Raw genomic sequence first — 23,932 nt, forward strand, 5'->3', positions numbered from 1 at the left:
CCATTGTCAGCTTGTCAGCACAACAGGAGGGCACATGCCGACCCCCGGTGGCCTGGAGCGGCTCGGCAGTTGGTGCGCACGACGGTGGGTGGTGGTGCTGGTCGGCTGGCTGCTCGCGCTCGGTGCGCTGCACGGGCTGCAGAACGCCTTCGGCGGCACGTACTCGGACGACTTCTCACTGCCCGGCGTCCAGTCGCACACCGGGCAGGAGGTGCTCGCGGCGCATGCGCCGAGCTCGGGGGGCACCGGCGCGCAGATCGTGCTGAAGGATCCGGCGGGGCCGCTGAGCGGGGTCTCCGGGCAGGTGGGGCAGGCCACCAGCGCGTTGCAGCAGTTGCCGCACGTGCTGTCGGTGCAGAACCCGCTACCCCCGCCCGGGGCGCCGCCGACCGGCGCGATCTCGGCGGACGGCACGATCGGGTACCTGACGATCAAGTTCGAGAACAACCCGACGACGTACGGCACCGACTATCTGAACGGCGTGGACGCCGCGGTCGCGCCGCTGCGGGCCGCGGGCGTCGAGGTGGAGTACGGCGGGCCGCTCGGCGAGCTGGCGCGGCCGCACGCCAAGGACCTCACCAGCGAGGCGATCGGCTTCGCGGTCGCCGTGGTGGTGCTGCTGGTCGGTTTCGGCAGCGTGGTCGCCGCGGGACTTCCGCTGGTCACCGCGCTGATCGGGGTGATCGTCGGACTGAGCTGCCTGAGCCTGCTGGCGATCGCCTTCACGTTCGCCACCGTGTCGCCGACGCTGGCGACCATGATCGGGCTCGGCGTCGGCATCGACTACGCGCTCTTCCTGATCACCCGGCACCGCCAGCTGCTGATGGACGGGGTGGACCCGGCCACGGCGGCCGGGCGCTCGGTCGCCACCAGCGGGCGGGCGGTGATCGTCTCGGGCTGCACGGTGGCGATCGCTCTGCTCGGGCTGACCGTGTCGCGGGTGAGCTTCATCGGCAAGCTCGGGGTCGCCGCGACGGTGACCGTGGCGACGGCGGTAATCGGTGCGATCACGCTGGTCCCGGCGCTGCTCGGCCTGATCGGCCGCCGGATCGACCGGTGGCACCTGCGCACGCCGGTGGCCGAGGGCACCGCGCAGGTGGCGGCCGACGGGTCGCCGACGGGCTTCTGGCACCGCTACGCGCAGCGGGTCGAGCGCCGCCCGTGGTGGTTCCTGGCGGGCGGCCTGGCAGTGATCGCGGTGCTGGCGATCCCGCTCTTCTCGATCCGGCTCGGCCACATCGACGACGGCGCCGACCCGACGAGCTTCACCGACCGGCGCGCCTTCGACCTGATCACCGAGGGCTTCGGCCCGGGCGCCAACGGCCCGCTGACCATCGTGGTGGACCAGAGCGCCGTGCCGTCGGCCGACCGTGCCACGCTCGCCACCAACCTGCAGCACGCGCTCACCGGCGTCCCCGGTGCGGCCAGCATCAGCCCGTTGCAGCCCACCCAGGACGGCCAGGTGCTGATCGCCACCGCGATCTCCACCGGCCGGCCGCAGGACGCCGTCACCACGAACCTCTTCAACCACCTGCGGGAGACCACGCTGCCCGCCGGGACCGCCGGCACCGCTGCGAAGAGCTACCTGACCGGGACCACCGCCGCGCAGCTGGACTTCCTGGAGCTGGTCGGCAAGCGGCTGCCGCTGATCATCGCGGTGGTGGTCGGCCTGGCCTTCCTGATCATCCTGGTGGTCTTCCGCGGCCTGCTGGTGGCCGTGAAGGCGGCGGTGCTCAACCTGCTGTCGATCAGCGCCTCGTACGGCGTGGTGGTGGCCGTCTTCCAGTGGGGCTGGGGCGGGCCGGCGCTCGGCGTGTCGGGCAAGGTGCCGATCGAGAGCTACGTGCCGATGATGATGTTCGCGATCGTCTTCGGACTGAGCATGGACTACGAGGTCTTCCTGCTCTCCCGGGTGCACGAGACGTGGCTGCGCACCGGGGACAGCCGCGGCAGCGTCGCGCACGGGCTGGAGATCACCGCGCGGGTGATCGGGTGCGCCGCGTTGATCATGGTGAGCGTCTTCGCCGCGTTCATCCTCAACGACAACATCGTGATCAAGATGCTCGGCCTGGGCCTGGCCGTCAGCGTGCTGGTGGACGCGACAGTGGTGCGACTGCTGCTGGTCCCGGCGGTGCTCACGCTGCTCGGCGCGCGCGCCTGGTGGGTGCCGCGCTGGCTGGACCGGGTGCTGCCGAGACTCAACGTCGAGGGTGACTGACTTTGCGGTGAATGACACTGCAGTGAATGACGCTGTGTCAGTCAACTTAAACCACAGGGCACTTACTCGTTCAGATGAAACGCGTGCACTCCTGGGGCGTGCGGGGAACGGCACGCCTGCGGGTACGACCGCGCGCCATTGAACGTCGATCCGCCGTCGGCTTTGATCGGTGACGGAGTACGGAGTGTGATCCGGCTGTTGCCTGCGGAACGCGCTCTGACGGCTGATCGGCAATGCGAAAGGCAGCACGATGACCATCGAAGCGACCCCCGAGCAGACGGACCGGCAGGGACAGCTCAGCCTGAGCACCGCGGCGGCGCGGAACCTGGCCACGACCACCAAGTCGGCACCGCAGATGCAGGGGATCAGCTCGCGCTGGGTGCAGCGGCTGCTGCCCTGGGTGCAGGTCTCCGGTGGCACGTACCGGGTCAACCGCCGACTGAGTTACGCCGTCGGCCGCGGCCGGGTCGGCTTCGTCCGCACCGGCTCCGACGTCCGGGTGCTGGCACCGACGCTGCGCGAGGTGCCGCTGCTGCGCGGGCTGGCGGAGGATGCGCTGCTGGAGCAGCTGGCCGAGCGCTTCACCCAGCGCGACTTCAGCGCCGGCGAGGTGCTGGCCGAGGCCGGGCAGCCGATGGACCAGGTGCTGCTGGTCGCGCACGGCAAGGTCAACAAGATCGGCACCGGCAAGTACGGCGAGAGCGCCGTGGTCGGCGTACTGGCCGACGGCGACCACCTCGGCGACGAGGCGCTCACCGAGGCCGAGGCCGCCTGGCCGTACGCCGTGAAGGCCGCCACCGCCGGCACGCTGCTCGCGCTGCCCTGGCCCGCGTTCCAGGAGCTGGCCGACCGCTCGGAGGCACTGCGCGCGCAGATCATGCAGTTCATCTCCGACTCGCAGCAGTCGCAGAACCCGCACGGCGAGGCCGAGATCGAGCTGGCCGCCGGGCACGAGGGCGAGTTCGAGCTGCCGGGCACCTTCGTGGACTACGAACTCGCGCCGCGTGAGTACGAGTTGAGCGTCGCGCAGACCGTGCTCCAGGTGCACAGCCGGGTCGCCGACCTCTACAACCAGCCGATGAACCAGATCGAGCAGCAGCTGCGGCTGACCATCGAGGCGCTGCGCGAGCGCCAGGAGCACGAGCTGGTCAACAACCGCGACTTCGGGCTGCTGCACAACGCCGACTACGACCAGCGGATCCAGACCCACTCCGGCCCGCCCACCCCGGACGACCTGGACGAGCTGCTCAGCATGCGGCGCGACACCGACCTGATCTTCGCCCACCCGAAGGCGATCGCCGCCTTCGGCCGGGAGTGCAGCGCGCGCGGCGTCTACCTCGACAGCACCGAACTGCCCGGCGGCCACCGGGCGCTGAACTGGCGCGGGGTGCCGATCTTCTCCTGCGGCAAGATCCCGGTGCTGGACGGCCACACCAGCTCGATCATCGCGATGCGCACCGGCGAGGACAACGAGGGCGTGGTCGGCCTGCACCAGACCGGGATCCCCGACGAGTACCAGCCCGGCCTGAACGTGCGGTTCATGGGCATCAACGAGAAGGCCGTGATCTCCTACCTGGTGAGCGCGTACTACTCGGCCGCGGTGCTGGTGCCGGACGCGCTGGGGATCCTGGAGAACGTGGAGGTCGCCCGGCCGCGCGACTGAGCAGTGCCGCGTCAGGCGGGCGACGGTCCGGTCGGCTGATGCGTGGTCAGCCGACCGGGCCGGATCAGCCGATCAGCTGGGCGAGTTCGCCGCGGGCGGCGATGCCCAGCTTCGGATAGGCCTTGTAGAGGTGGTGGCCGACCGTGCGGGGGCTGAGGAAGAGCTGCGCGGCTATCTCGCGGTTGGACAGCCCACGGGCCGCGAGCCGGGCGATCTGCTCCTCCTGCGGGGTCAGCCCGGCCAGCGGGCCGGCCGGGGCGGCGCTGGGCGCGGCCGCGCCCGCCGCGGCGAGCTCGGTGCGGGCCCGGTCGGCCCACGGGACGGCGCCGAGGCGCTCGAAGATCTCCAACGCGCCGCGCAGCCGGGCCCGGGCCTCGTTCTTGCGCTTGCCGCGGCGCAGCCACTCGCCGAACAGCAGGGTGGTGCGGGCCAGTTCGAACGGCCGGTCGATGCCCTCCTGCAGGGCGATCGCGGCCAGATAGCCGGACTCGGCCAACTCGGCCGGCCCGAGCAACGCCTGGCAGCGCAGCAGCAGCGCGCGGACCCAGTCCGGCGAACCGATCCGGACGGACCAGGTGCCGAACCGCTCGACCGCTGCCTCGGCGCGGTCGGGGCGGCCGATCCGGACTGCCGCCTCCACCAGGTCGGGCACCGTCCGGATCGAGGAGACGTGGTGCCGGTAGCGCCCGGCGGTGTGCGCCTCCAGCCGGTCCACCACCTCAGCCGCCCGCCCCTGCCCGAGATCGTGCATCGCCAGCGCCCACTGGGTCCACGAGGTGCCGGCGGCCGCGGATCCCCAGGCCGAGGCGCAGTCGGCCAGCGCCTGCTCGGCCCGCAGCTCGACCATCGCGGAATCCCCCCTGAGCGCTGCCAAGTAGGCGTCGAGCGCACTCAGTTGGCTGACCCACTGGGGCTGTCCACTGTCCCTGGCCAGCGCCAGGCCCTCGGCGGTGGAGAGCTCGGCGTCCCGGTGCCGGCCGTGGAACAGCTCGGTCTCGGCGAGGAAGAAGAGCAGCGTCGGCAGCGGGCCCACCGCACCGACCGACCGGGCCTCGGCGATCAGCGAACCGGCGAGCCGGTGCGTCTCGGCGTCCCGGCCCGGAACCAGCCCGGCGCCGCAGAGCTGGACCAGGTCGCGCGGGCTGTCCGCGCCCGCCCGGCGGGCCTGCTCGGCGCTCTCCAGCAGCGGCTGCGGCTCGCCCGTCCACGGGCGGCCGAAGGCCGGTCCGGCCGAGGCGAGCAGCTGCGCGACCAGCGGGGCGGTCGGGTCCGCGGGCGGCAATGCGAGCTCCGCCAGCCGGTCCAGCACCTCGCCGACCTGCTGTTCGCCCAGGTACCAGGCGGTGTGAAAGGCCTGGAGCAGCAGCCGGGCGACGGACGGCGGGTCGATCGCGCCACCGGCGGCCGACAGCAGCAGATCGTGCGCCTGCGGGTAGTCGCCCTGCCAGAACTTCGCGGTGGCGCGCACCCAGTCCAGCACGGCGCGCAGCTGGGGGTCCCGCGGGCCGGAGGCCGGGAGACGCTCACCGGACAACTCCCCGGCCCGCTCGGCGGCCCGCAGCGCGAGTGCCTGGGCCCGGTCCGCCTCGGCCGCGTCCAGCGCCGCTTCGGCGGCCAGCGTCAGCCGGCGGGTGGCGGCCTCGGCATCGGGGCTCAGCCGGGCAGCGCGCTCGTACGCCGCGGCCGCGCCCGCGTGGCCGCCGCGTGCCCCGGCGCGCTGCGCGGCACGCTCCAGCGCCGTGGCGAGCTCGGCATCCGGGCCACTGGCCGCCAGCGCGAGATGCCAACTGCCGCGATCCGCCTCGCCCTGCGCGTTGAGCACCCGGCCGAGCGCCTGGTGAACCGCCGCCAGCCGCTCGGGGAGCGCCTGTTGCAGCAGCGCGGCGCGCAGCAGCGGGTGGCGCAGCACGCAGCGGCCGTCCGGCGTGCGCCGCAGCAGGCCGGACGCCTCGGTCGGCGCCAACTGCTCTGATCCTGCGCCGAGTTGCTCGGCCGCACGGAGCACCGTCGCCGGGTCGCCGCTCTCCTCGGCGGCGGCCACCAGCAGCAGCGTCTGAGCGGCGTCGGGCAGTCGGCCCACCTGACCACGGAAGGCCAGCAGCAACCGGTTCGACAGCGCCACCTCGCCGACGGCTCCGGCCGGCTCGGCTGTCAGCTCGGAGCTCAGCTCGGTCAGCGCGAGCGGGTTCCCCTGCGCCTCGGCGAGCAGCCGGTAGCGCTGCCCGGCATCGACCGGGCCGTCCGCCCGGGCGGCGAGCAACTCGGCCGCGGCGGACGGCTCCAGCCCGCTCAACGGCAGCTCGGGCAGGCCGGAGGCGGCGAACGAGCCCTCGCCGTCGCGGGCGGCGAACAGCAGCACGACGCCCTCACGGTCCAGCCGCCGGGCGGCGAGCAGCAGCGCGTCGGCCGAGGAGCGGTCGAGCCACTGCGCGTCGTCCACCAGGCAGAGCAGCGGCCGCTCGGTGGCGAGTTCGGCCAGCAGCCCGAGCGTGGCCAGGCCGGTCAGCAAGCGATCCGGGCGTCCGCCGTCCGCCCTGCTCACCTGCGCGAGGCCGAACGCCCCCTCCAGCGCGAGCCGTTGCGGCCCGGGCAGGGCGGACAGCCGGTCCAGGGCCGGCGCCAGCAGCAGGTTGAGCCCGGCGAACGGCAGATCGGCCTCCGTCTCGACGCCGGTCGCCCGCAGCACCCGGGCGCTCGCGCCGGCCCGTTCGGCGGCGTACTCCAGCAGCGAGCTCTTCCCGATCCCCGGCTCGCCGCGCAGCACCAGCACACCGCTGCGGCCGTCGCGGCGAGCGCGGCCGGCACTCCCCCCGCGCCCCTGTGCGTCTTTGCCCCGCTCGTCTTGGCCCCGCGCTTCTTTGCCCCGCGCTTCTTTCCCCCGTGCGCCCTCCCCCTGTGCGCCTTCCCCCGGCGCGTCGTCCGGCAGCGCTCCGTCCAGCAGCGCGTCGATGATCCTCTGCTCCTGTGCCCTCCCGTACAGCATGGGTTGACCCTACCTATGCGTGACCGATTCGCCCCGGCCGGGCGGCGCCTAGCTTTGTGACCTGCAAGGACCGGAACGAAAGAGCAAATCACCAGAGGGAGAAAGAACATGACGAACATTCAGAACCTGGTCGAGCAGTACCTGGCGATCTGGAACGAGACCGACGCCGACGCGCGCCGCAAGCTGATCGACCAGGTCTGGGCCGAGGACGCGCCGTACACCGACCCGCTGGTCGAGGTCGTCGGCCGGGACGCCTTCGACGCGACCGTGGCCGCCGTCCAGGGCCAGTTCCCCGGCCTGGCCTTCACGCTCGGCGCGGGCGGCATCGACGCCCACCACAACCTGGCCCGCTTCACCTGGGACCTCGGCCCGGCCGGCGCGGCGGCGCTGGTGGTCGGCTTCGACGTCCTGGTGGCGGACGCGGAGGGCCGGATCGCCGCCGTCCACGGCTTCCTCGACCGGGTGCCGAGCGGGCTCTGAGCGGGCTCTGAGCGGACGCCCCGACCCCCGCACCGGCCGTGCCGGCGCAGCGCCGTCCGGCGATGAGGTCTCCCTGGTGAGACCCCATTGCCGGACCAGGGGGTATCCGTGCCAGAGTGACTTGGATGAGTAGCGAGAAGAACGACGTGCCCGCCTGGGAGCAGCGGTTCCGGGCGGCGCGGGTGTCCCTTCCTGACTGGGCGGACGACGCCCCCGACCGGTCGCTGTACATCTCCAACACGACCGGGAAGTACGAGATCTACGCCTGGGACCGGTCCGCTGACACGCACCGGCAGGTCACCGACCGCCAGAACGGCACCACCGACGCGGCGCTCTCCCCCGACGGCGCCTGGGTCTGGTGGTTCGACGACACCGACGGCGACGAGTTCGGCGTCTGGCGCCGGCAGCCGTTCGCCGGCGGTCCGGACGAGCCGGCCGTGCCCGGCCTGGAGCCGTCCTACGAAGCAGGCCTGGCGCTCGGCCGGGACGGCACCGTGGTGGTCGGCCGCTCCACCGACGAGGACGGCACCACACTGCACGTGCTGCGTCCCGGCGCCACCGCGCCGGTCGAGCTCTACCGGCACGAGGAGTACGGCGGCGTCGGCGACCTGTCGCACGACTGCGCGCTGCTGGCGATCGACCACACCGAGCACGGCGACGCGATGCACACCGCGATCCGGGTGGTCCGCACCAGCGACGGCTCCACGGTCGCCGAGCTGGACGAGGTGACCGGCCGGGAACAGCCGCGCGGGCTGGCCTGCCTGGGCTTCGCCCCGGTCCCCGGGGACAGCCGGCTGCTGGTCGCCCACCAGCGCCGCAACCGCTGGGAGCCGATGCTCTGGGACCCGCTGACCGGTCGGGAGACCGAGCTGGTGCTGCGCACCGAGGACGGCCGCTCGCTGCCCGGCGACGTCTCCGCACAGTGGCGTCCGGGCGCCGAGGCCCTGCTGGTCGAGCACGAGTTCGAGGCCCGTAGCGAGCTGTACTGCTACGAGCTGGCCACCGGCCGGCTGACCCGGCTGGACACGCCGCGCGGCACCGTCGCCGGTGCGACGGCCCGGCCGGACGGCACGGTGGAGTTCCTCTGGTCGTCCGCCGCCGAGCCCTCGGCCGTGCGCTCCACGGCCGGCGGCGTGGTGCTGCGGGCACCGGGCGCGGTGCCGCCGGGCTCGGTGCCGGTCGAGGACGTCTGGGTGGACGGACCGGGCGGGCGGGTGCACGCGCTGGTGCAGCGCCCCGCCGGGCAGGGCCCGTTCCCGACCGTCTTCGAGCTGCACGGCGGGCCGACCCACCACGACAGCGACTCGTTCGCGGCGGGCCCGGCGGCCTGGCTGGACCACGGCTTCGCGGTGGTGCGGGTCAACTACCGCGGCTCCACCGGCTACGGCCAGGCCTGGACGGACGCGCTGACCGAGCGGATCGGCCTGATCGAGCTGGAGGACATCGGCGCGGTGCGCGGCTGGGCGGTCGACTCCGGGCTGGCCGACCCCGAGCGGCTGGTGCTGGCCGGCGGCTCCTGGGGTGGCTACCTGACGCTGCTCGGCCTCGGCACCCAGCCGGACGCCTGGTCACTCGGCGTGGCCGCCGTGCCGGTCGCCGACTACCTGACCGCGTACGGCGACGAGATGGAGGCGCTCAAGTCGCTGGACCGCACGCTCTTCGGCGGCACACCGGAGGAGGTGCCGGAGCGCTGGCGGGCCTCCTCGCCGCTGACCTACGTCGAGCAGGTGAAGGTGCCGGTCTACCTCAGCGCCGGGCTGAACGACCCGCGCTGCCCGATCCGGCAGATCGAGAACTACGTGGCACGGCTCGCGGAGCTCGGCACGCCGCACGAGGTGTACCGGTACGACGCGGGGCACGGCTCGCTGGTGGTGGAGGAGCGAATCAAGCAGCTGCGGCTGGAGATCGACTTCGTCCGGCGGCACCTGAAGATGTGAGAGCGCCGGCACCGCCCGGGTGACCTCGTGTCGTGCCGGGCGGTGCCGCCTCGGGCAGTGCTACTCCAGGACCGGGTCCAGGCCGAGGGCCCGGTCCTGCGCGGCCTCGGCCTCGCGGCGGGCCAGCCGGAACCACATGAAACCGACGAAGCCCGCGAAGACGAACCACTCCAGCGTGTAGCCGAGGTTCTGGAACGCGCGGGCGGTCAGACCGTCGCCGCCGGACGGCTGCGCGGTCGGCACGGCCGTCAGCCCGGCGGAGACGTCATCGGCGGCCACCCAGCCGTCATACGTGGGGTACGGCAGCAGGTTGACCAGGGTGGCCGGGCTGATCATGCCGAGCTGCCCGGCCGGCAGGCCGCCGGCCACCGCGCCGGAGGTGTCGGCGCTCTCCGGCGCCTGCAACCGGCCCGCCACCGCGACCTGGCCGGCCGGCGGCGCGGGTACCTGCGCGCCGGCCTGGCTGCTCGCGGGATTGCCGGCGATCCAGCCGCGGACCACGGCGACGGCCCGGCCGCTCGCGGTGCGCAGCGGGGTGAGCACGTAGTAGCCCTGCTTGCCGTCCAGCTGCCGGTTCGGCACCAGCAGCTGGTGCGCGACGTCGTAGCTGCCGGTGGCGGTCACCGGGTGGCCCACGGTGCCCGTGGTGACGACGGCTGCCGGGCCCGGCAGCACGGTGTCCAGCGCGTCGGCCGTACCGACGGTGGCCGGCGCGGACTGCTTCGGGTGCGCGGCCGCGTTGTGCTGTCCGCCCACCCGGTCCTCGAAGCGCCCCAGCTGCCAGGAGCCCAGCCAGAAGCACAGCAGGATGGCGGCCACCGCGAGCACGGTCCCGCCGAGCCAGCGCGGGGTGAGGAGGAATCGGTACACACTGCCACGGTAACCAGCCTCCCCTCAGCCCCCGCACCGGGGGTGACGCCCGGCTCCACCGGGGCGCGGAGCACCGGCGAAGGGGGCTGAGTCACCCGGTTACTGCGCGGCCTGCGGGTTGGAGCGGTAGAGGATGCCGCCGCCGCAGACGCCCGGGATCACCGCGGTTGCCGCGTCCGGCTCGATGCCGAGCGGCCGGTGGGCGACGGTCAGCGCACCCGGCGGGGCCGGGGCGGACGGGGTCGCGGAGGCACTCGGCGAGGCGGGCGGCGTGCTGCTGCTACCGCTGCCGCCGCTGCTGCTACCGCTCGGCGTGCCGGTGCCGTCTCCGGCGCCGGCCTGCCCGCCGCTCCGGGTACCGGTCGAGCCGGTCGAACCCGTCGTCCCGGTCGAGCCGGTCGAACCGCTGCTCGGCCCCGCGCTCGGGCTCGGGCTCTGGCTCCCGTTGGAGTCGTCGCTGCCCGCGCCGGGCGTGGCCGCCGAGCCGTTGGCGAGCATCGGGCCACCGGGGACCAGCCGGCCCGAGCCGTCGGCTTTCGTGCTCGGCTCGTCCGCCGGGGTGGCCGCGCCGCTTCCGGCCGGGCTCACGGTGTTCGCGGGGCTCAGCGTTCGGCCGGCCGGCCCGCCGCTGCCGCTCGCACCGGCGCTGCCCGCAGCCGCCGCGTTCCCCGTGCTCGCCGTGGTTCCGGTGCTCCCTGTGGTTCCGGTGCTGCCGGTGCCCGCGCTCCCCGCGTTCGTCGAGCAGACCGCGTCCGGCACCCAGGCGAACGGGAGCCGGTAGCTCGCGTTCGGTCCGAGCAGCAGGTGGGAGCTCAGCGTGGCCGGGTCGGGCAGCCCACCGACGGGGTCGCCGACCGCGTACGGGACCACCCGGACCTGCCCGGCCGTCCCGCCCAGCGTGCCGGTGACCGTCCCCGGATCGGCCAGCACGCACGGGTGCCCGGAGATGTTGGCCACCGTGAACGCCCCGTAGCGGCGGCCGCTGCCGTCCGGCGAGCCGACCGTGGCGCCGCCACGGGCCAGGTCGCCGCGCAGGCAGTCCGGCGCGCTGCTCGCGGCGGCAGGCGCGCCGAGGTCCGTGGGGCCGGCCGGCGGGACGCTGCCGAGCGTGCTCGCCACAGCGGAGGCCGCGCCGGCCGAGGCGGCGGGCGGGCCGGCTGCGGCGGAGCCGGTGCTGCTCGGCGCGGCGCCGCTCGGCCCGGCGCTCGCGGTCCAGGTGGCGGTGCCGGTGGGCCACGGCAGCGGGAGGACCGGTGCGGTGCCGTGGTGGGACGGCGTCCCGGACGGCGCGGCCGCCTCGGTGGGCGTCCGGGTGCCGCCGGAGCCGGGCGCCGAACCGTCCGAGAGCTGGAGGCCGCCGAGGCCGTTCAGGGTCGGCACGGCGGCCGCGCTGACCACTGCGATCAGCACCGCACCGGTCCAGGCCTGCCGGTAGCGGGCCCGCCGGGCCGGCACCGCGCGGCGGATCCGGCGCAGCGCGTCCGGCGCCGGCTGCACGCCGTCCACCGCGCGGTGCAGCAGCGCGCGCAGTGCCTGCTCGTCACCCCAGCTGGGCTCCGGTTCGACCGGTCCGGCAGCCCCGGCAGCCCCGGCAGCCCCGGAGGCCGTTCTCACCCCCTTGGCCAGCCAGCCGCCACGCCGCACGCCGCGCTGCTCCCCCGACATCCCCGTTCCCCCCGACCCTGCCTGCACCCGAACCTGCGACCCTGCTTGCGCCCGTGCCTGTGCCCGCGCTTGCGCCCCAACGCGCGCCCTCGTCTGCTTCCAGGGGCCCGAACGGCGCGACTGCCCCCACCAGCGCCCCCGCCACCGCGCGGCCGCGACGGCCTCCCTCGCCGTGCGGCCGCACTGACCCTCAGTCAAGACCGTTCCCCATCAGCGCACGCAGCGCCGCCAGCCCGCGCGAGCCGTACGCCTTCACCGCACCCACCGAGACGCCCAGCACCTCGGCGACCTGAGCCTCCGTCATGTCGGCGTAGTAGCGCAGCACCAGAACCTCCCGCTGTCGCCGCTGCAACGCCTTTAAAGCCGTCTTCAGCTGATCGCGCTCGAGAGCATCGTAGGCGCCCTCTTCTGCACTGGCCATGTCAGGCATCGGCTTCGGCAGCAGTCGCAGCCCCAGGATCCGCCGGCGCAGCGTGCTTCGGGAGAGGTTGACCACGGTCTGCCGCAGGTACGCCAGGATCTTCTCCGGCTCGCGGACCCGGCGGCGGGCCGAGTGCACCCGGATGAACGCCTCCTGGACCACGTCCTCACAGGAGGACTGGTCGTCCAGCAGCAGCGCCGCAAGCCGCAGCAGGGAGCGGTAGTGCGCCTGGTAGGTCTCGGTGAGCAGGTCGACACTGGCACCCGCCGTGTCGGTGGCGGCCGTGGTCATCTCCGGCTCAGCCGGTTCCGGCAGCACAACCGGCGCCCTGCCTGCCCGGCCCTGCTGCTCCCACCCCTGCCGGGCCGGACTCTGCGGCCGGTACACCGCCCCCACCACTACCAGGTCTGTCACGCCCGTTGGACACTCGATCCCCCCTCAGGGTTGCCCCGCCTGGCGGACATTCTTCCGCACGGACCGGAATCGGCTCCACCGGAATGGGTGCATGGCCCCCGGCGGGATCGGGACAGACCGAAGCCCCTATTGCTGACAATTTGTCAGCAACAGGGGCTTCGGGAGAGCCGGCTCGTCAGCTCGTCAGCTCGTCAGTTCCGCCGCGACCAGCTCGCCGATCTGAGCGGTGTTCAGGGCGGCCCCCTTGCGCAGGTTGTCGCCGCAGAGGAAGAGATCGAGCGCGGTCGGGTCGTCGATCGAGCGGCGCACCCGGCCGACCCAGGTGGGGTCGGTGCCGACCACGTCGTTCGGCGTCGGGAACTCGCCCGCCGCCGGATCGTCGTAGAGCACCACGCCGGGCGCCTCGGCCAGTATCAGCTGCGCCCGCTCCTGGGTGACCTCGCGCTCGAAGACCGCGTGCACGGCCAGCGAGTGCGTGGTGACCACCGGGATCCGCACGCAGGTCGCGGAGACCTTGAGGTGCGCCAGCCCGAGGATCTTGCGGCTCTCGTCGCGGACCTTGAGCTCCTCGGAGGACCAGCCGTCCTCCCCGAGCGATCCGGCCCACGGCACCGCGTTCAGCACCAGCGGCACCGGGAACGGGCCGGTGTCGCCGATCAGCGCGCGCAGGTCGCCGGGCTGCTCGCCGACGGCCGTGCCGGCCACCTTCGCCGTCTGCTCGCGCAGCGCGTCGATTCCGGCCCGCCCGGCGCCGGACGCCGCCTGGTAGGAGGCGACCACGAGCTCCTGGAGCCCGAACTCCGAGTGCAGCGCGCCGAGCGCGACGATCATCGACAGCACCGTGCAGTTCGGATTGGCGACGATCCCGCGCGGGCGGATCCGCACCGCCGCCGCGTTGACCTCGGGGACGACCAGCGGCACGTCCTCGTCCATCCGGAACGCGCCCGAGTTGTCGATCACGACCGTGCCCTTGGCCGCCGCGATCGGCGCCCACTGCGCGGCGACCTCGTCCGGGACGTCGAACATCGCGACGTCGATCCCGTCGAAGGCCTCCTCGCTCAGCGCGACGACCGGCACCTCGCGCCCGCGCACGCTCAGCCGGCGGCCGGCCGAGCGTGCGGAGGCGATCAGCCGGATCTCGCCCCAGACGTCCTGGCGCGAGGAGAGGATGCCGAGCAGCACCGCGCCGACCGCACCGGTGGCACCGACCACCGCGAGGTTCGGCCGGCGGGTCTGCTCGGCCGCGCTCATCGTCCGGTCCCGCCGTAGACGACCGCCTCGTCGGTGTCGCTGTCGAGGCCGAACGCGGTGTGCACGGCGCGCACCGCCTCCGGGACGTCCTCGGCGCGGGTCACGACCGAGATCCGGATCTCCGAGGTGGAGATCAGCTCGATGTTGACGCCGGCCTCGGAGAGCGCCTCGAAGAACGTCGCGGTGACGCCCGGGTTGGACCGCATGCCCGCGCCGACCAGGGAGATCTTGCCGATGGCGTCGTCGTAGCGCAGCGACTCGTAGCCGATGCCCTCTTTCACCCGGCCGAGCGCGTCGATGGCCTTCTGGCCCTCGGTCTTCGGCAGCGTGAAGGAGATGTCGGTCAGACCGGTGGAGGCGGCGGAGACGTTCTGCACCACCATGTCGATGTTGACCTCGGCGTCGGCGATCGCGCGGAAGATCCGGGCCGCCTCGCCGGGCTTGTCGGGGACGCCGACGACCGTGACCTTGGCCTCGGACGTGTCGTGGGCGACTCCGGAGATGATGGCCTGCTCCATCTCGCCCCCTTCGGGCTTGGTCGGGTTGCTGTTGCTGACGATGGTCCCCGGCAGTCCGGAGAAGGACGATCGTACGTGGATCGGGATGTTGTAGCGCCGCGCATACTCCACACAGCGGTCCAGCAGCACCTTGGAACCGGAGGACGCGAGCTCCAGCATGTCCTCGTAGGCGATCCAGTCGATCTTGCGGGCCTTCTTCACCACCCGCGGGTCGGCGGTGAAGACGCCGTCCACGTCGGTGTAGATCTCGCAGACCTCGGCCTTCAGCGCGGCCGCCAGCGCCACCGCGGTGGTGTCGGAGCCGCCGCGACCGAGCGTGGTGATGTCCTTGGACACCTGCGAGACGCCCTGGAAGCCGGCCACGATCGCGATGTTGCCCTGGTCGAGCGCGGAGCGGATCCGGCCCGGCGTGACATCGATGATCCGGGCCTTGTTGTGGACCTGGTCGGTGATCACACCGGCCTGGCTGCCGGTGAAGGACTGGGCCTCGTGGCCCAGCGATTTGATCGCCATCGCCAGCAGGGCCATGGAGATCCGCTCTCCAGCGGTCAGCAGCATGTCGAACTCGCGGCCGGCCGGAATCGGGGATACCTGCTCGGCGAGTTCGATCAGCTCGTCCGTCGTGTCGCCCATCGCGGACACCACGACGACGACCTCATGGCCGGCCTTCTTGGTGTCAACGATTCGACGGGCCACGCGCTTGATGCCCTCGGCATCCGCAACGGATGAGCCGCCGTACTTCTGCACGACAAGGCCCACGTGCGCTCCTCGACTAAGTCGTTCTCGGGGGTTGTGGGCCGGCGCGGGGTGGCGCGGTCCGGTCCCCCAGATGTTTTTTGACGGGGTACTGCGATCGCCGGCCAGTCTACCGAGCGGGGGCCTGACGACAGCCATAATCCATATGATGAGACTCGCGTTTCATTGGGTGAGCAGCTTGGAAGGGGCTCGACCGGCGACTCTTCGGGGGGCCTGGGTGGGGGTCGAAAGAATTTCGCGGGGGCGGGTGGGTGAACTGCGGATTTGCCGGGGAAGATTTTTTGGAGATTTTTCGCGCGGAACGGCGAACAGCCGCCGCAGCGGCTCGGTGAGCTGCTGCGGCGGCTGTTCGCCGCGGGCGGTGATTCGGTTCAGATCCCGAGCTCGGCGGCCATCAGGTCGCCGGCCTGCTGCTCCAACTGCTCGTCCGTCAGCCCGTCGTCGTCGGTGTCGGTGTCCGGCACCGCGCCGAGCGGGCTGTCCAGGCGCACGTGCGCGATCAGCGACTGCAGCGCGCGCAGTACCGCCGTGCAGGTCGATCCCCAGGACGAGAGGTAGGAGAACTGGAACCACCAGAGCGCCTCGCTGATCCGGCCCTCGTCGTAGTGGGTCAGTCCGTGCCGCAGTTCGCTCACGACACCGGCCAGGTCGTCCGAGATCCGGAACGCGTTCGGCATCGCCGGCGGACCGTACGGGTCGAAGACCTCGTGGTAGACGTCGATCGGCGCGAGCAGCTCGGCGAGCCGCTCGCGCAGATCCACGCCGTCCGGCTCCGGCCCGGTGTCCGGCTCGAACCGGTCCTCCGGCAGCACGTCCTCGATCGCACCGAGCCGGCCGCCGGCCAGCAGGAGCTGGGAGACCTCCAGCAGGAGCAGTGAGACGGCGCTGCCCGGCTCGTCCCCCTTGGCGATCTCGGTCACCGCGAGCACGAAGCTCTTCACCGAGTCCGCGATCTGCACCGCGAAATCGTCAGGTTCTGAGGTGTGGTGGTCAGACATCGAGCAGTCGTCTCCCTTCGAAGGCCCGGCCGAGGGTGACCTCGTCGGCGTACTCCAAGTCCCCGCCGACGGGCAGTCCGCTCGCCAGTCGAGTCACCTTCAGGCCCATCGGCTTGCAGAGCCGGGCCAGGTAGGTCGCGGTCGCCTCCCCCTCCAGATTGGGGTCTGTGGCAAGGATCAGCTCGCCGACAGTGCCGTCGGCCAGCCGCCCCAGCAGCTCGCGGATCCGCAGGTCGTCCGGGCCGACCCCCTCGATCGGGCTGATCGCGCCGCCGAGCACGTGGTAGCGGCCGCGGAACTCGCGGGTCCGCTCGATCGCCACCACGTCCTTGGGCTCCTCGACCACGCAGATCACCGTCAGGTCGCGCCGCGGGTCCAGGCAGACCCGGCACCGCTCCGACTCGGCCACGTTGCCGCAGACGGCGCAGAAGCGGACCTTCTCCTTGACCTCCAGCAGCGCGTGCGCCAGCCGGCGGACGTCCACCGGGTCGGACTGCAGGATGTGGAAGGCGATCCGCTGCGCGCTCTTGGGCCCGACGCCGGGCAGCCTGCCCAGCTCGTCGATCAGGTCCTGGACTACGCCCTCGTACAACGCTCTGCCTTCTTTCCGGAGGTACCGCCGGTGCCATCATCCAACGATTCGGGCGCCGGACACACCGTCCGGCGCCCAATCTGGCTCATATGTCAGATCTTCGACATATCCCAGGATGTCCTGGGGACTTCCTCAGGACGTTCTCAGAAGGACGTTCTCAGAACGGCAGGCCCGGGATGCCGCCGCCGCCCATGCCGCCGAGGCCCTGCGTCAGCGGGCCCATCCGCTCGGCCTGGAGCTTCTGCGCGGCGGCGTTGGCGTCGCGGACGGCTGCCAGCACCAGGTCGGCCAGCGTCTCGGTGTCCTCCGGGTCCACGGCCGCCGGGGAGATGGTCAGCGCGGTGAGTTCGCCACTGCCGGTCACCGTCGCCTCGACCAGGCCGCCGCCCGCCGTACCGGTCACCCGGGCGGCAGCCAGCTCCTCCTGAGCCTGGGCGAGGTCCTGCTGCATCTTCTGCGCCTGCTTGAGCAGCTGCTGCATGTTGGGCTGGCCACCACCAGGGAACACGGTTCACTCCTGCCTGAGTACGTCGGCACGTCATGGTGCGTGATTCACATCACGCTGCGTCGTCGGTCGTCGTCGGTCAGGGACCTTCGACTACGTCGAGCCGAGCCTACGTCTTCCGGCGGCCGGTGGGCGCGCCTGCCTGCTGCCGGCCTGTTCTGCTTCTGCTTCTGCTTCTGCTTCCCGCTCCCGGTCGGCGGCGTGGGTCGCGTCAGCGGCCGTGCTGGATCTCCTCCAGTACGGTCGCGCCGAGCTCGCGCATGATCAGCTCCTCGCCGGAGAAGGCCGGCACGGCGGGTGCGCCGATCCCCGGGTCCTCGTCGGGCGAGAACTCGGGCGGGAAATCGTCCGGGTACTCGTCCTGCGACGACGACGACGGCGCCGCCGGCCTGGCCCCGGCGCCCGCCTGCCCGGCGGGCGCGGACGCGGGCGCGGAGGTCTGTGCGGGCGCGGGCGCCGGTGTCGTCACCGGTGCGGCTGCCGGCTGGGCCGGGGGCGCGCTCTGCACCGGGGGCACCGCCTGAGCCATGGGGGCCGCCTGGGCCGCCGGCGCCTGCGGAGCCGCGTTGCCGCCACCGAACCCGCCGACCGCCGTGGCCGTTGCCGCCGGTGCCGCAGGCCCCGCTGCCGGGCGCGGGGCCTGCGGCCCGTTGCTCCAGCCACCTCCGCCGCCCCCGCCCGCCTGCGGCGGCTGCGTGCCGCCGGACGGATCGACGATGCACTCGACCCGCCAGTCCACGTTCAGCGCGTCAGTGAGCGCCTGGCGCAGCACGTCGTCGCTGTTGCTGCTGACGAAGCTGTCGCGGGCGCCGGCGTTGATGAACGAGACCTGCAGGGTGCTGCCGTCGAACCCGGCGACCTGCCCGTTCTGGCTGAGCAGGATCCAGGTGAAGCGGCGGCGGTTCTTCACCGCCTCCAGAATCTGCGGCCACAGCTGGCGGACCTGCGCCGCCCCCTGCTGCGCCGCCGCCGACGGCTGCCCGGCCGCCGGTCGGGCGGCGGGCTGCTGCACGGGCGCGGCAACCGGTGCGGCAGCCGCCGGCTGAACGGGCTGGGCAGGCTGAACGGGCTGCGCTGCGGGCACCGGCGCGGGCGCCTCCCCCTGAGGCGAGAAGCTCCGGGCGATCGGCCAGGCCCCAGGCGCAGGCGCACCGGGCGCGGGAGCCGGAGCCACCGGGGCGGGAGCCGCCGGAGCCTGCTCCTGAACCGGCGGCATCGCCTGCTGGACCTGCTGCACCTGGACCTGCTGCACCTGCTGAGCCGTCAGCTGAGCGCCCGACACCTGCCCGGCCGCCGAGCCGCCTACCGCTCCTCCCAGCGCCCCTCCTGCCCCTCCTGCCCCTCCTGCCCCTGCCACCATTCCGCCGGCCGCCGCCTGGCGCTCCAGCTTCTCCATCCGCGCCATCAGCGACAGCTCGTCCGAATAAGCGCCGGGCAGCATCACCCGGGCGCAGATCAGCTCCAGCTGGAGGCGCGGCGCCGCGTTCCCGCGCATCTCGGTCAGCCCGGTGTTCGCGATGTCGGCGGCCCGGCTGAGCTCACCCGGCCCGAACCGGTCGGCCTGCGCCTGCATGATGGCGATCCGGTCGGCCGGCGCGTCGATCAGGCCCTTCTCCCCGGCCTCCGGCACGGTCCCCAGGATCACCAGGTCGCGCAGCCGCTCCAGCAGGTCCGTCACGAACCGCCGCGGATCGTGCCCGCCCTCGACCACCCGGTCGACCACCTGGAAGACCGTCGCCCCGTCGCGCACCGCGAACGCGTCCACCACCTCGTCCAGCAGCGCCGAGTCCGTGTACCCGAGCAGCGCGGTGGCCATCTGGTACGTCACACCGCCCTCGGCGGCACCGGCCAGCAGCTGGTCCATCACCGACATCGAGTCACGCACCGACCCGGCGCCGGCCCGGACCACCAGCGGGAAGACCGAGTCCTCGACCTGGATCCCCTCGCGCCCGCACACCTCGGCGAGGTAGTCCCGCAGCGTCCCCGGCGGCACCAGCCGGAACGGGTAGTGGTGGGTCCGGGACCGGATCGTCCCGATCACCTTCTCCGGCTCGGTGGTCGCGAAGATGAACTTGAGATGCTCCGGCGGCTCCTCCACCACCTTGAGCAGCGCGTTGAAGCCGGCCGAGGTCACCATGTGCGCCTCGTCCAGAATGAAGATCTTGTACCGGCTGTGCACCGGCGCGAAGAACGCCCGCTCGCGCAGCTCTCGCGCGTCGTCCACACCACCGTGCGAAGCGGCGTCGATCTCGATCACGTCGATCGACCCCGGCCCGCCGGTCGCCAGGTCCCGGCAGGACTGGCACTCCCCGCACGGCGTCGGCGTCGGCCCCTGCTCACAGTTGAGACAACGGGCCAGGATCCGCGCGCTCGTCGTCTTCCCGCAGCCACGCGGGCCACTGAACAGGTACGCATGGTTGACCCTGTTGTTGCGCAGGGCCTGCTGGAGCGGAGCGGTCACGTGCTCCTGCCCGATGACCTCGGCGAAAGTCTCGGGGCGATAGCGGCGGTACAGGGCTAGGGACACGCCACCGACGATATCGGGACAGACCGACAAACGCGTCGCCCTGCCCGGATCCGGCCCCCCGCCGCCCCAGAAAACGCAAGGACCCCTCGTGCACCCGCCAGAGCCCTCCTACCCTTGCTGCCTTCCGGCCCTGGGGGGATTCAGAGAGATAACGCCACACGAGGGGCTGGCACCAGAGTAGCGGATCCCGGCCCCACCTCCGAACCCCGCCCCCGATCACACCCCCACCCCGCCCCCTCTTCCGATCCGCAGGCCACCCGCCACCCCCACCTGCGACATAGCGGTTCGCGAGCACCCCTGAACATGGGCTAAGCTCTCCCACGGAGGATTCGCCTAGAGGCCTAGGGCGCACGCTTGGAAAGCGTGTTGGGGGCAACCCCTCACGAGTTCGAATCTCGTATCCTCCGCACCTGCCCGCCAGGGCAAACGAAGGCCCCGACCGCACTGCGGTCGGGGCCTTCGTCGTTCCGTGGTTGCAGTTTTGGTTGCAGTTGCCACGATGACCGCCGGAGCGACGCTGCCATAGGGTCGATCGCCCCACTCGCCACCAACCACTGCCGGTCGATCCTCGGACGCAACGTCTGGGTCAGTCGTCGGACCTGGTCCAGCCGAGACCGGGTCGCTCCGCCGCTCCGAGACGCACACCCGGACCGGGATCCAGCGAATCCCTGAGCGAACATTCCCCCGCCCTTGTAGATCCACCTTCAGGCACGAGGCGGTTTGTCCCTCAGGCCCACCGATGACCTGTGTGGCAAGTAACATAATCGGGCCGACGTGACGGGCCCTCAGCCGGCCCGCGGCGAGAAGGTGGGGGAACATGGCAGGCGAGCCAACGTCCACGAAGCCGATCAGTCCGGCCGCATACGGTGCGCTCGAGTCCGCCCTCAAACACATCTTCTGGTACAAGAATGATCTTGAGAGCTTCATCCGCCGATGGTCAAAGGGGCATCCGGCACTACTCTCTGGACTCGACTTCTCTGGCTACAAGTGGCAGACCGCCGAGGAGTTCGTAGACCGGCTGCACGCCGACGAGCGACTGTACGGCCAGTTGGCGATCAACCTAATGGTCGAGGTCGCGGAGATGACGAGCTTCCCTAAGCTGAAGCGACATGAGGATGCCGACACGCTGATCGCGGAAGCCAGGGAGGCAGTAGCAGCACTGAAGAGCTGCGTCGACCGGCACCGGGGGCTCATCGCGGGTGAGGCCCGCTTCACGAACGACTTGGCTACCCACCGCGCAGCTACCGAGCTCCGCCGTAGCTTTGCTCAGCGCCTAGCCGAGTTGAAGGACGAGTTTCTGCGTCTGGAGGCAGAGCCCAATCGCCAGAAGGCCGGGCGGGAGTTCGAGCCGTTCCTCAACCAGCTCTTCCGCCTGTTCGATCTGGATCCACGGCTGTCCTACAGCCTGCCGTACGAGCAGATCGACGGGTCCATCACCTACGACTCCGACGTCTACATCGTGGAGGCGAAGTGGCTGAAGGAGCCGGTTGAGGTCCACTACCTCGGCAGCTTCGTTGAAAAGGTACGGCACAAGACAACGAACACGCTCGGCTTGTACATCAGCGTCCATGGGTGTCAACGGCCATTGAGATGCCCAGGTGGGTGGCCGTTGGGTGTCCAGGCTGGTGGCCATCAGATGCCCAGGTGGGTGGCCAGTGGTGTTCCTGGGGTGGGGGTCAGTTCAAGGGGACCACTCCCTTCCCGGCGAGGGCCTCGGCGAGGCGGTGTGAGTCGCCAGTGGTGGTCACGAGGTGAGCGTGGTGCATGAGGCGGTCGGTGCTGGCGCCGGCGAGAGTCTTGGGCATGATCGTGTCGAAGCCTGAGGGGTGAATGTTGCTGGTCACCGCGATGGACCGGCGTTCGTAGGCAGCGTCGATGATCCGGTAGAACGCCTCGGCGGCGTCCTCGCCGACCGGCAGCAGGCCGATGTCGTCGATGACGATGAGGTCCGCGCGGCAGATCCGGGCGACGGTCCGGGCGGTGGACCCGTCGACCTTCGACTTCCCGATCGCGGCGCTCAGCGTCTCCAGGGTGAACCAGGACACCCGCAGGTCCTTCTCGATCGCGGCCTGGGCCAGGCCCTCGGTGAAGTGGCTCTTGCCCGTCCCCGACGGGCCGGCGATCACCAAATTCTCGGCGCGGCCGATCCACTCCAGGGTGATCAGGGAGTTCTGGGTGGGTTCGGGGATGGTGGAGTCCTCGGCCCGCCAGGAGCCCAGGGTTTTGCCGGTGGGGAAGTTCGCCGAGTGGCGGCGAAGGCGCCGGGTGGCCGCGTCGCGGCCGGTGACCTCCTCGGCTATCAGCAGCCGCAGGACCTCGGCGGGGTCCCAACGCTGGGCTCGGGCGGTGGCCAGGACGTCCGGGGCCGCTTTGCGCATGTAGGGCAGGCGCATGCGGCGCATGAGTTTGTCGAGTTCCTCGGGGATGGCGGGCGGGCTGGGAAAGCTCATGGGGGTGCCGTTCTCTTGGGTGACGTGCAGTCAGAATGCTGTGGTGGGCGGCGTGTTGGCTCAGCGGCCCAGGGCCTGCCAGCCGATGGTTCCGTTCTGGACGGAGTGGGCCTCGTCCGCGCGCACGACCTCGCCGGCGGGCTTGCTGTCCGCGATGTGTCCCAGGATCGAGAGCAGGTCGTCGTCGGCGAAGCGCCCGGCCGTGGCCGCCAGACCGAGGGCCTGGTCGACTTTGTCGTTGCCCAGGACAGTGGCCAGCTCGACCGCGCGGGCCATCTTGGCGCGGATGCGGATCGCGCCGGCGGGTCCGGCCTCCTTGAGCCAGCGCCCGGCCCCGGGCCCGATGCCCACGAACGCGATCTCCGCCTCCGAGCGCGGCCGCAGCCGCGGCTGGTGAACGCTGCGGCCGTCCGGGTGGTCGGGATAGTGCGCGTCGATGATCTGCGGAACACCCGGGGTGGACAGCTGGTGGCGCCAGATCTCCGACAGGTCCCCGGATTCGGTGCGGGCGGTGATGGAGAGTTCCTCGCCGACGACCCGGCACCACACCCTCGCGCCGGTATAGCCCGGCGGGGTCGAGTAGCGCACCGAGTTGAAGCTGATCGTGCGGTCCGAGCCGACCAGCCTCTCCTCGCCCAGCGCGAGCGCGAGCGGCTCGATGGGCAGGACGTGCAGGGTGGTGCGCTCCACGTCCAGGCGGCTCGCGGGTATCTGCCCGGTCGCCCGGTGACGACGGGAGTTCACCTGCTCGCACCAGGTGCGGCAGGCATCGGTGAGCTCGGCGAAGGAGTCGTAGGCGGGCAACAGGTTCGCATCCGTGGGCACCAGGTCGGCCTTCGCGATACGGACCGTGGCCTCCGCGCCGCCCTTCGACTCGGGGTCGTAGGGCACGCAACTGACCACCTGGCAGCCGTAATGCCGACCCGCGGCGACCATCTGTGGATGACGTACCGGGATCCCGGCGATGTGCTCGACGGTGACCGTCTTCGCGTTGTCCGTCAGTACATACGTCGGCGCCCCGCCAATCCGCCGCAACGCGGTGTCCAGGCAGGCCACCAGCGTGCCCAACGTGCAGTCCCAGACCGGGATCACGACCCGGAACCGCGACCAGGACAGCCACGCGCAGAACAGCCAGGTCCGCCGGCCGCCGATCCGCGGCCCCTCGCCCCAGTCGAACTGCAGCCACCGGCCCGGCTCGGGAATCCAGGGTCGGTACGTCCGGCGCTTGCCCGTCTTCCACGCGGTCTTCGCCGCGTTCACCGCCCGCCTCGTCGAGCGCGCACTTCCCCGGTAGCCCATCTTCACGAGCTTCTCGTGGACCACATCGGCGCGGATCGTCGCCTTCGACTGCTCGACCCACTCCTCGACCTTCTCCAGGAACGCGTCGATCATCTTCGGCCGCGGCTCTCGCTCATAAGGATTGCGCCCGCCGTCGCGGGCCTCGACATACCGCTTGACCGTCTTCGGGTCGTGCCCCGCCAAGCTCGCCGCCGACCAGACCGTCCCGGTCAGGTCGTACGCCTCAAGGATTTCCATGATCTCTCTGTCAGACTTCGTCACAGGACCTCTCCGACCGGTTCGCTGATGCTTCGCAAACACCAGCAAACCGGACGGAGGGGTCTCCTTCGATAAGGAAGCGATCAGGAACACCACAGGTCAGACGGCCATCCACCTGGAATTCCGG

At 72.0% G+C, this 23,932-nt stretch carries 17 protein-coding genes, 1 tRNA gene and 1 other RNA gene; 6 read left to right on the forward strand and 13 right to left on the reverse strand.

What is annotated here, in order from left to right:
- The first annotated feature begins 34 nt into the window (after window positions 1-34).
- Window positions 35-2,218, forward strand: coding sequence for an MMPL family transporter (locus AC060L_RS18640; RefSeq protein WP_483799907.1), 2,184 nt, complete (start codon window positions 35-37; stop codon window positions 2,216-2,218).
- A gap of 250 nt (window positions 2,219-2,468) precedes the next feature.
- Window positions 2,469-3,881: a family 2B encapsulin nanocompartment shell protein gene (locus AC060L_RS18645; RefSeq protein ID WP_483799908.1), complete on the forward strand. Its 1,413-nt coding sequence runs from the start codon at window positions 2,469-2,471 to the stop codon at window positions 3,879-3,881.
- 64 nt (window positions 3,882-3,945) lie between these two features.
- Here the strand turns inward: AC060L_RS18645 and AC060L_RS18650 are convergent, their stop codons facing one another.
- Entirely contained in the window at window positions 3,946-6,864 is a 2,919-nt protein-coding gene (locus tag AC060L_RS18650; protein ID WP_483799909.1) for an AAA family ATPase, read from the reverse strand.
- A 108-nt stretch (window positions 6,865-6,972) separates the two neighbouring features.
- On the opposite strand from AC060L_RS18650, the gene AC060L_RS18655 reads away from it, so the two are divergent.
- Both AC060L_RS18655 and AC060L_RS18660 read left to right on the forward strand, forming a co-directional pair.
- Complete coding sequence (locus AC060L_RS18655; protein WP_483799910.1) at window positions 6,973-7,344, forward strand: nuclear transport factor 2 family protein; 372 nt, start codon at window positions 6,973-6,975, stop codon at window positions 7,342-7,344.
- Window positions 7,345-7,469: 125 nt separating this feature from the next.
- A complete protein-coding gene (locus AC060L_RS18660) occupies window positions 7,470-9,281 on the forward strand; it encodes a S9 family peptidase (RefSeq protein WP_483799911.1) in 1,812 nt (603 codons plus the stop codon).
- A 60-nt stretch (window positions 9,282-9,341) separates the two neighbouring features.
- On the opposite strand, the gene AC060L_RS18665 is transcribed toward AC060L_RS18660, so the two are convergent.
- The 10 genes from AC060L_RS18665 to ffs form a co-directional block, all read right to left on the reverse strand.
- Window positions 9,342-10,151 (reverse strand): SURF1 family protein, encoded by an 810-nt coding sequence (locus AC060L_RS18665; RefSeq protein WP_483799912.1) that lies wholly within the window; start codon window positions 10,149-10,151, stop codon window positions 9,342-9,344.
- A gap of 99 nt (window positions 10,152-10,250) precedes the next feature.
- A complete protein-coding gene (locus AC060L_RS18670; RefSeq protein ID WP_483799913.1) occupies window positions 10,251-11,816 on the reverse strand; it encodes a hypothetical protein in 1,566 nt (521 codons plus the stop codon).
- Window positions 11,817-12,006: 190 nt separating this feature from the next.
- The gene (locus tag AC060L_RS18675) at window positions 12,007-12,528 is read right to left on the reverse strand and encodes a SigE family RNA polymerase sigma factor (protein ID WP_483799914.1); all 522 of its coding nucleotides are present in this window, start codon (window positions 12,526-12,528) and stop codon (window positions 12,007-12,009) included.
- Window positions 12,529-12,834: 306 nt separating this feature from the next.
- Complete coding sequence (locus tag AC060L_RS18680) at window positions 12,835-13,902, reverse strand: aspartate-semialdehyde dehydrogenase (protein ID WP_483799915.1); 1,068 nt, start codon at window positions 13,900-13,902, stop codon at window positions 12,835-12,837.
- Window positions 13,899-15,179, reverse strand: coding sequence for an aspartate kinase (locus AC060L_RS18685; RefSeq protein WP_483799916.1), 1,281 nt, complete (start codon window positions 15,177-15,179; stop codon window positions 13,899-13,901). The genes AC060L_RS18680 and AC060L_RS18685 overlap by 4 nt, the downstream gene beginning before the upstream one ends.
- A 368-nt stretch (window positions 15,180-15,547) precedes the next feature.
- The gene (locus AC060L_RS18690; RefSeq protein WP_483799917.1) at window positions 15,548-16,174 is read right to left on the reverse strand and encodes a DUF5063 domain-containing protein; all 627 of its coding nucleotides are present in this window, start codon (window positions 16,172-16,174) and stop codon (window positions 15,548-15,550) included.
- The gene (gene recR / locus AC060L_RS18695; RefSeq protein ID WP_483799918.1) at window positions 16,167-16,766 is read right to left on the reverse strand and encodes a recombination mediator RecR; all 600 of its coding nucleotides are present in this window, start codon (window positions 16,764-16,766) and stop codon (window positions 16,167-16,169) included. Before recR ends, AC060L_RS18690 begins: the two co-directional genes overlap by 8 nt.
- A 157-nt stretch (window positions 16,767-16,923) precedes the next feature.
- Entirely contained in the window at window positions 16,924-17,274 is a 351-nt protein-coding gene (locus tag AC060L_RS18700) for a YbaB/EbfC family nucleoid-associated protein (RefSeq protein ID WP_483799919.1), read from the reverse strand.
- A gap of 208 nt (window positions 17,275-17,482) precedes the next feature.
- Window positions 17,483-19,798 carry a DNA polymerase III subunit gamma and tau gene (locus AC060L_RS18705; RefSeq protein ID WP_483799920.1) on the reverse strand — a complete coding sequence of 772 codons (2,316 nt, stop codon included), beginning with the start codon at window positions 19,796-19,798 and terminating at the stop codon, window positions 17,483-17,485.
- A gap of 77 nt (window positions 19,799-19,875) precedes the next feature.
- Window positions 19,876-19,966, reverse strand: an RNA gene (gene ffs / locus AC060L_RS18710) — signal recognition particle sRNA small type.
- A gap of 154 nt (window positions 19,967-20,120) precedes the next feature.
- Here ffs and AC060L_RS18715 point away from each other — a divergent pair.
- Both AC060L_RS18715 and AC060L_RS18720 read left to right on the forward strand, forming a co-directional pair.
- Window positions 20,121-20,205 (forward strand) — tRNA-Ser (locus tag AC060L_RS18715).
- A gap of 410 nt (window positions 20,206-20,615) precedes the next feature.
- Window positions 20,616-21,566 (forward strand): restriction endonuclease, encoded by a 951-nt coding sequence (locus tag AC060L_RS18720; protein ID WP_483799921.1) that lies wholly within the window; start codon window positions 20,616-20,618, stop codon window positions 21,564-21,566.
- On the opposite strand, the gene istB is transcribed toward AC060L_RS18720, so the two are convergent.
- On the reverse strand, window positions 21,475-22,248 hold the full coding sequence (gene istB / locus AC060L_RS18725) for an IS21-like element helper ATPase IstB (protein WP_483799922.1): 774 nt from the start codon (window positions 22,246-22,248) through the stop codon (window positions 21,475-21,477). The genes AC060L_RS18720 and istB overlap by 92 nt on opposite strands.
- Before the next feature lie 60 nt (window positions 22,249-22,308).
- Window positions 22,309-23,784 (reverse strand): IS21 family transposase, encoded by a 1,476-nt coding sequence (gene istA / locus AC060L_RS18730; RefSeq protein WP_483799923.1) that lies wholly within the window; start codon window positions 23,782-23,784, stop codon window positions 22,309-22,311.
- Window positions 23,785-23,932: the final 148 nt, after the last annotated feature.

This window comes from Kitasatospora sp. NEAU-69 (genome assembly GCF_057158765.1).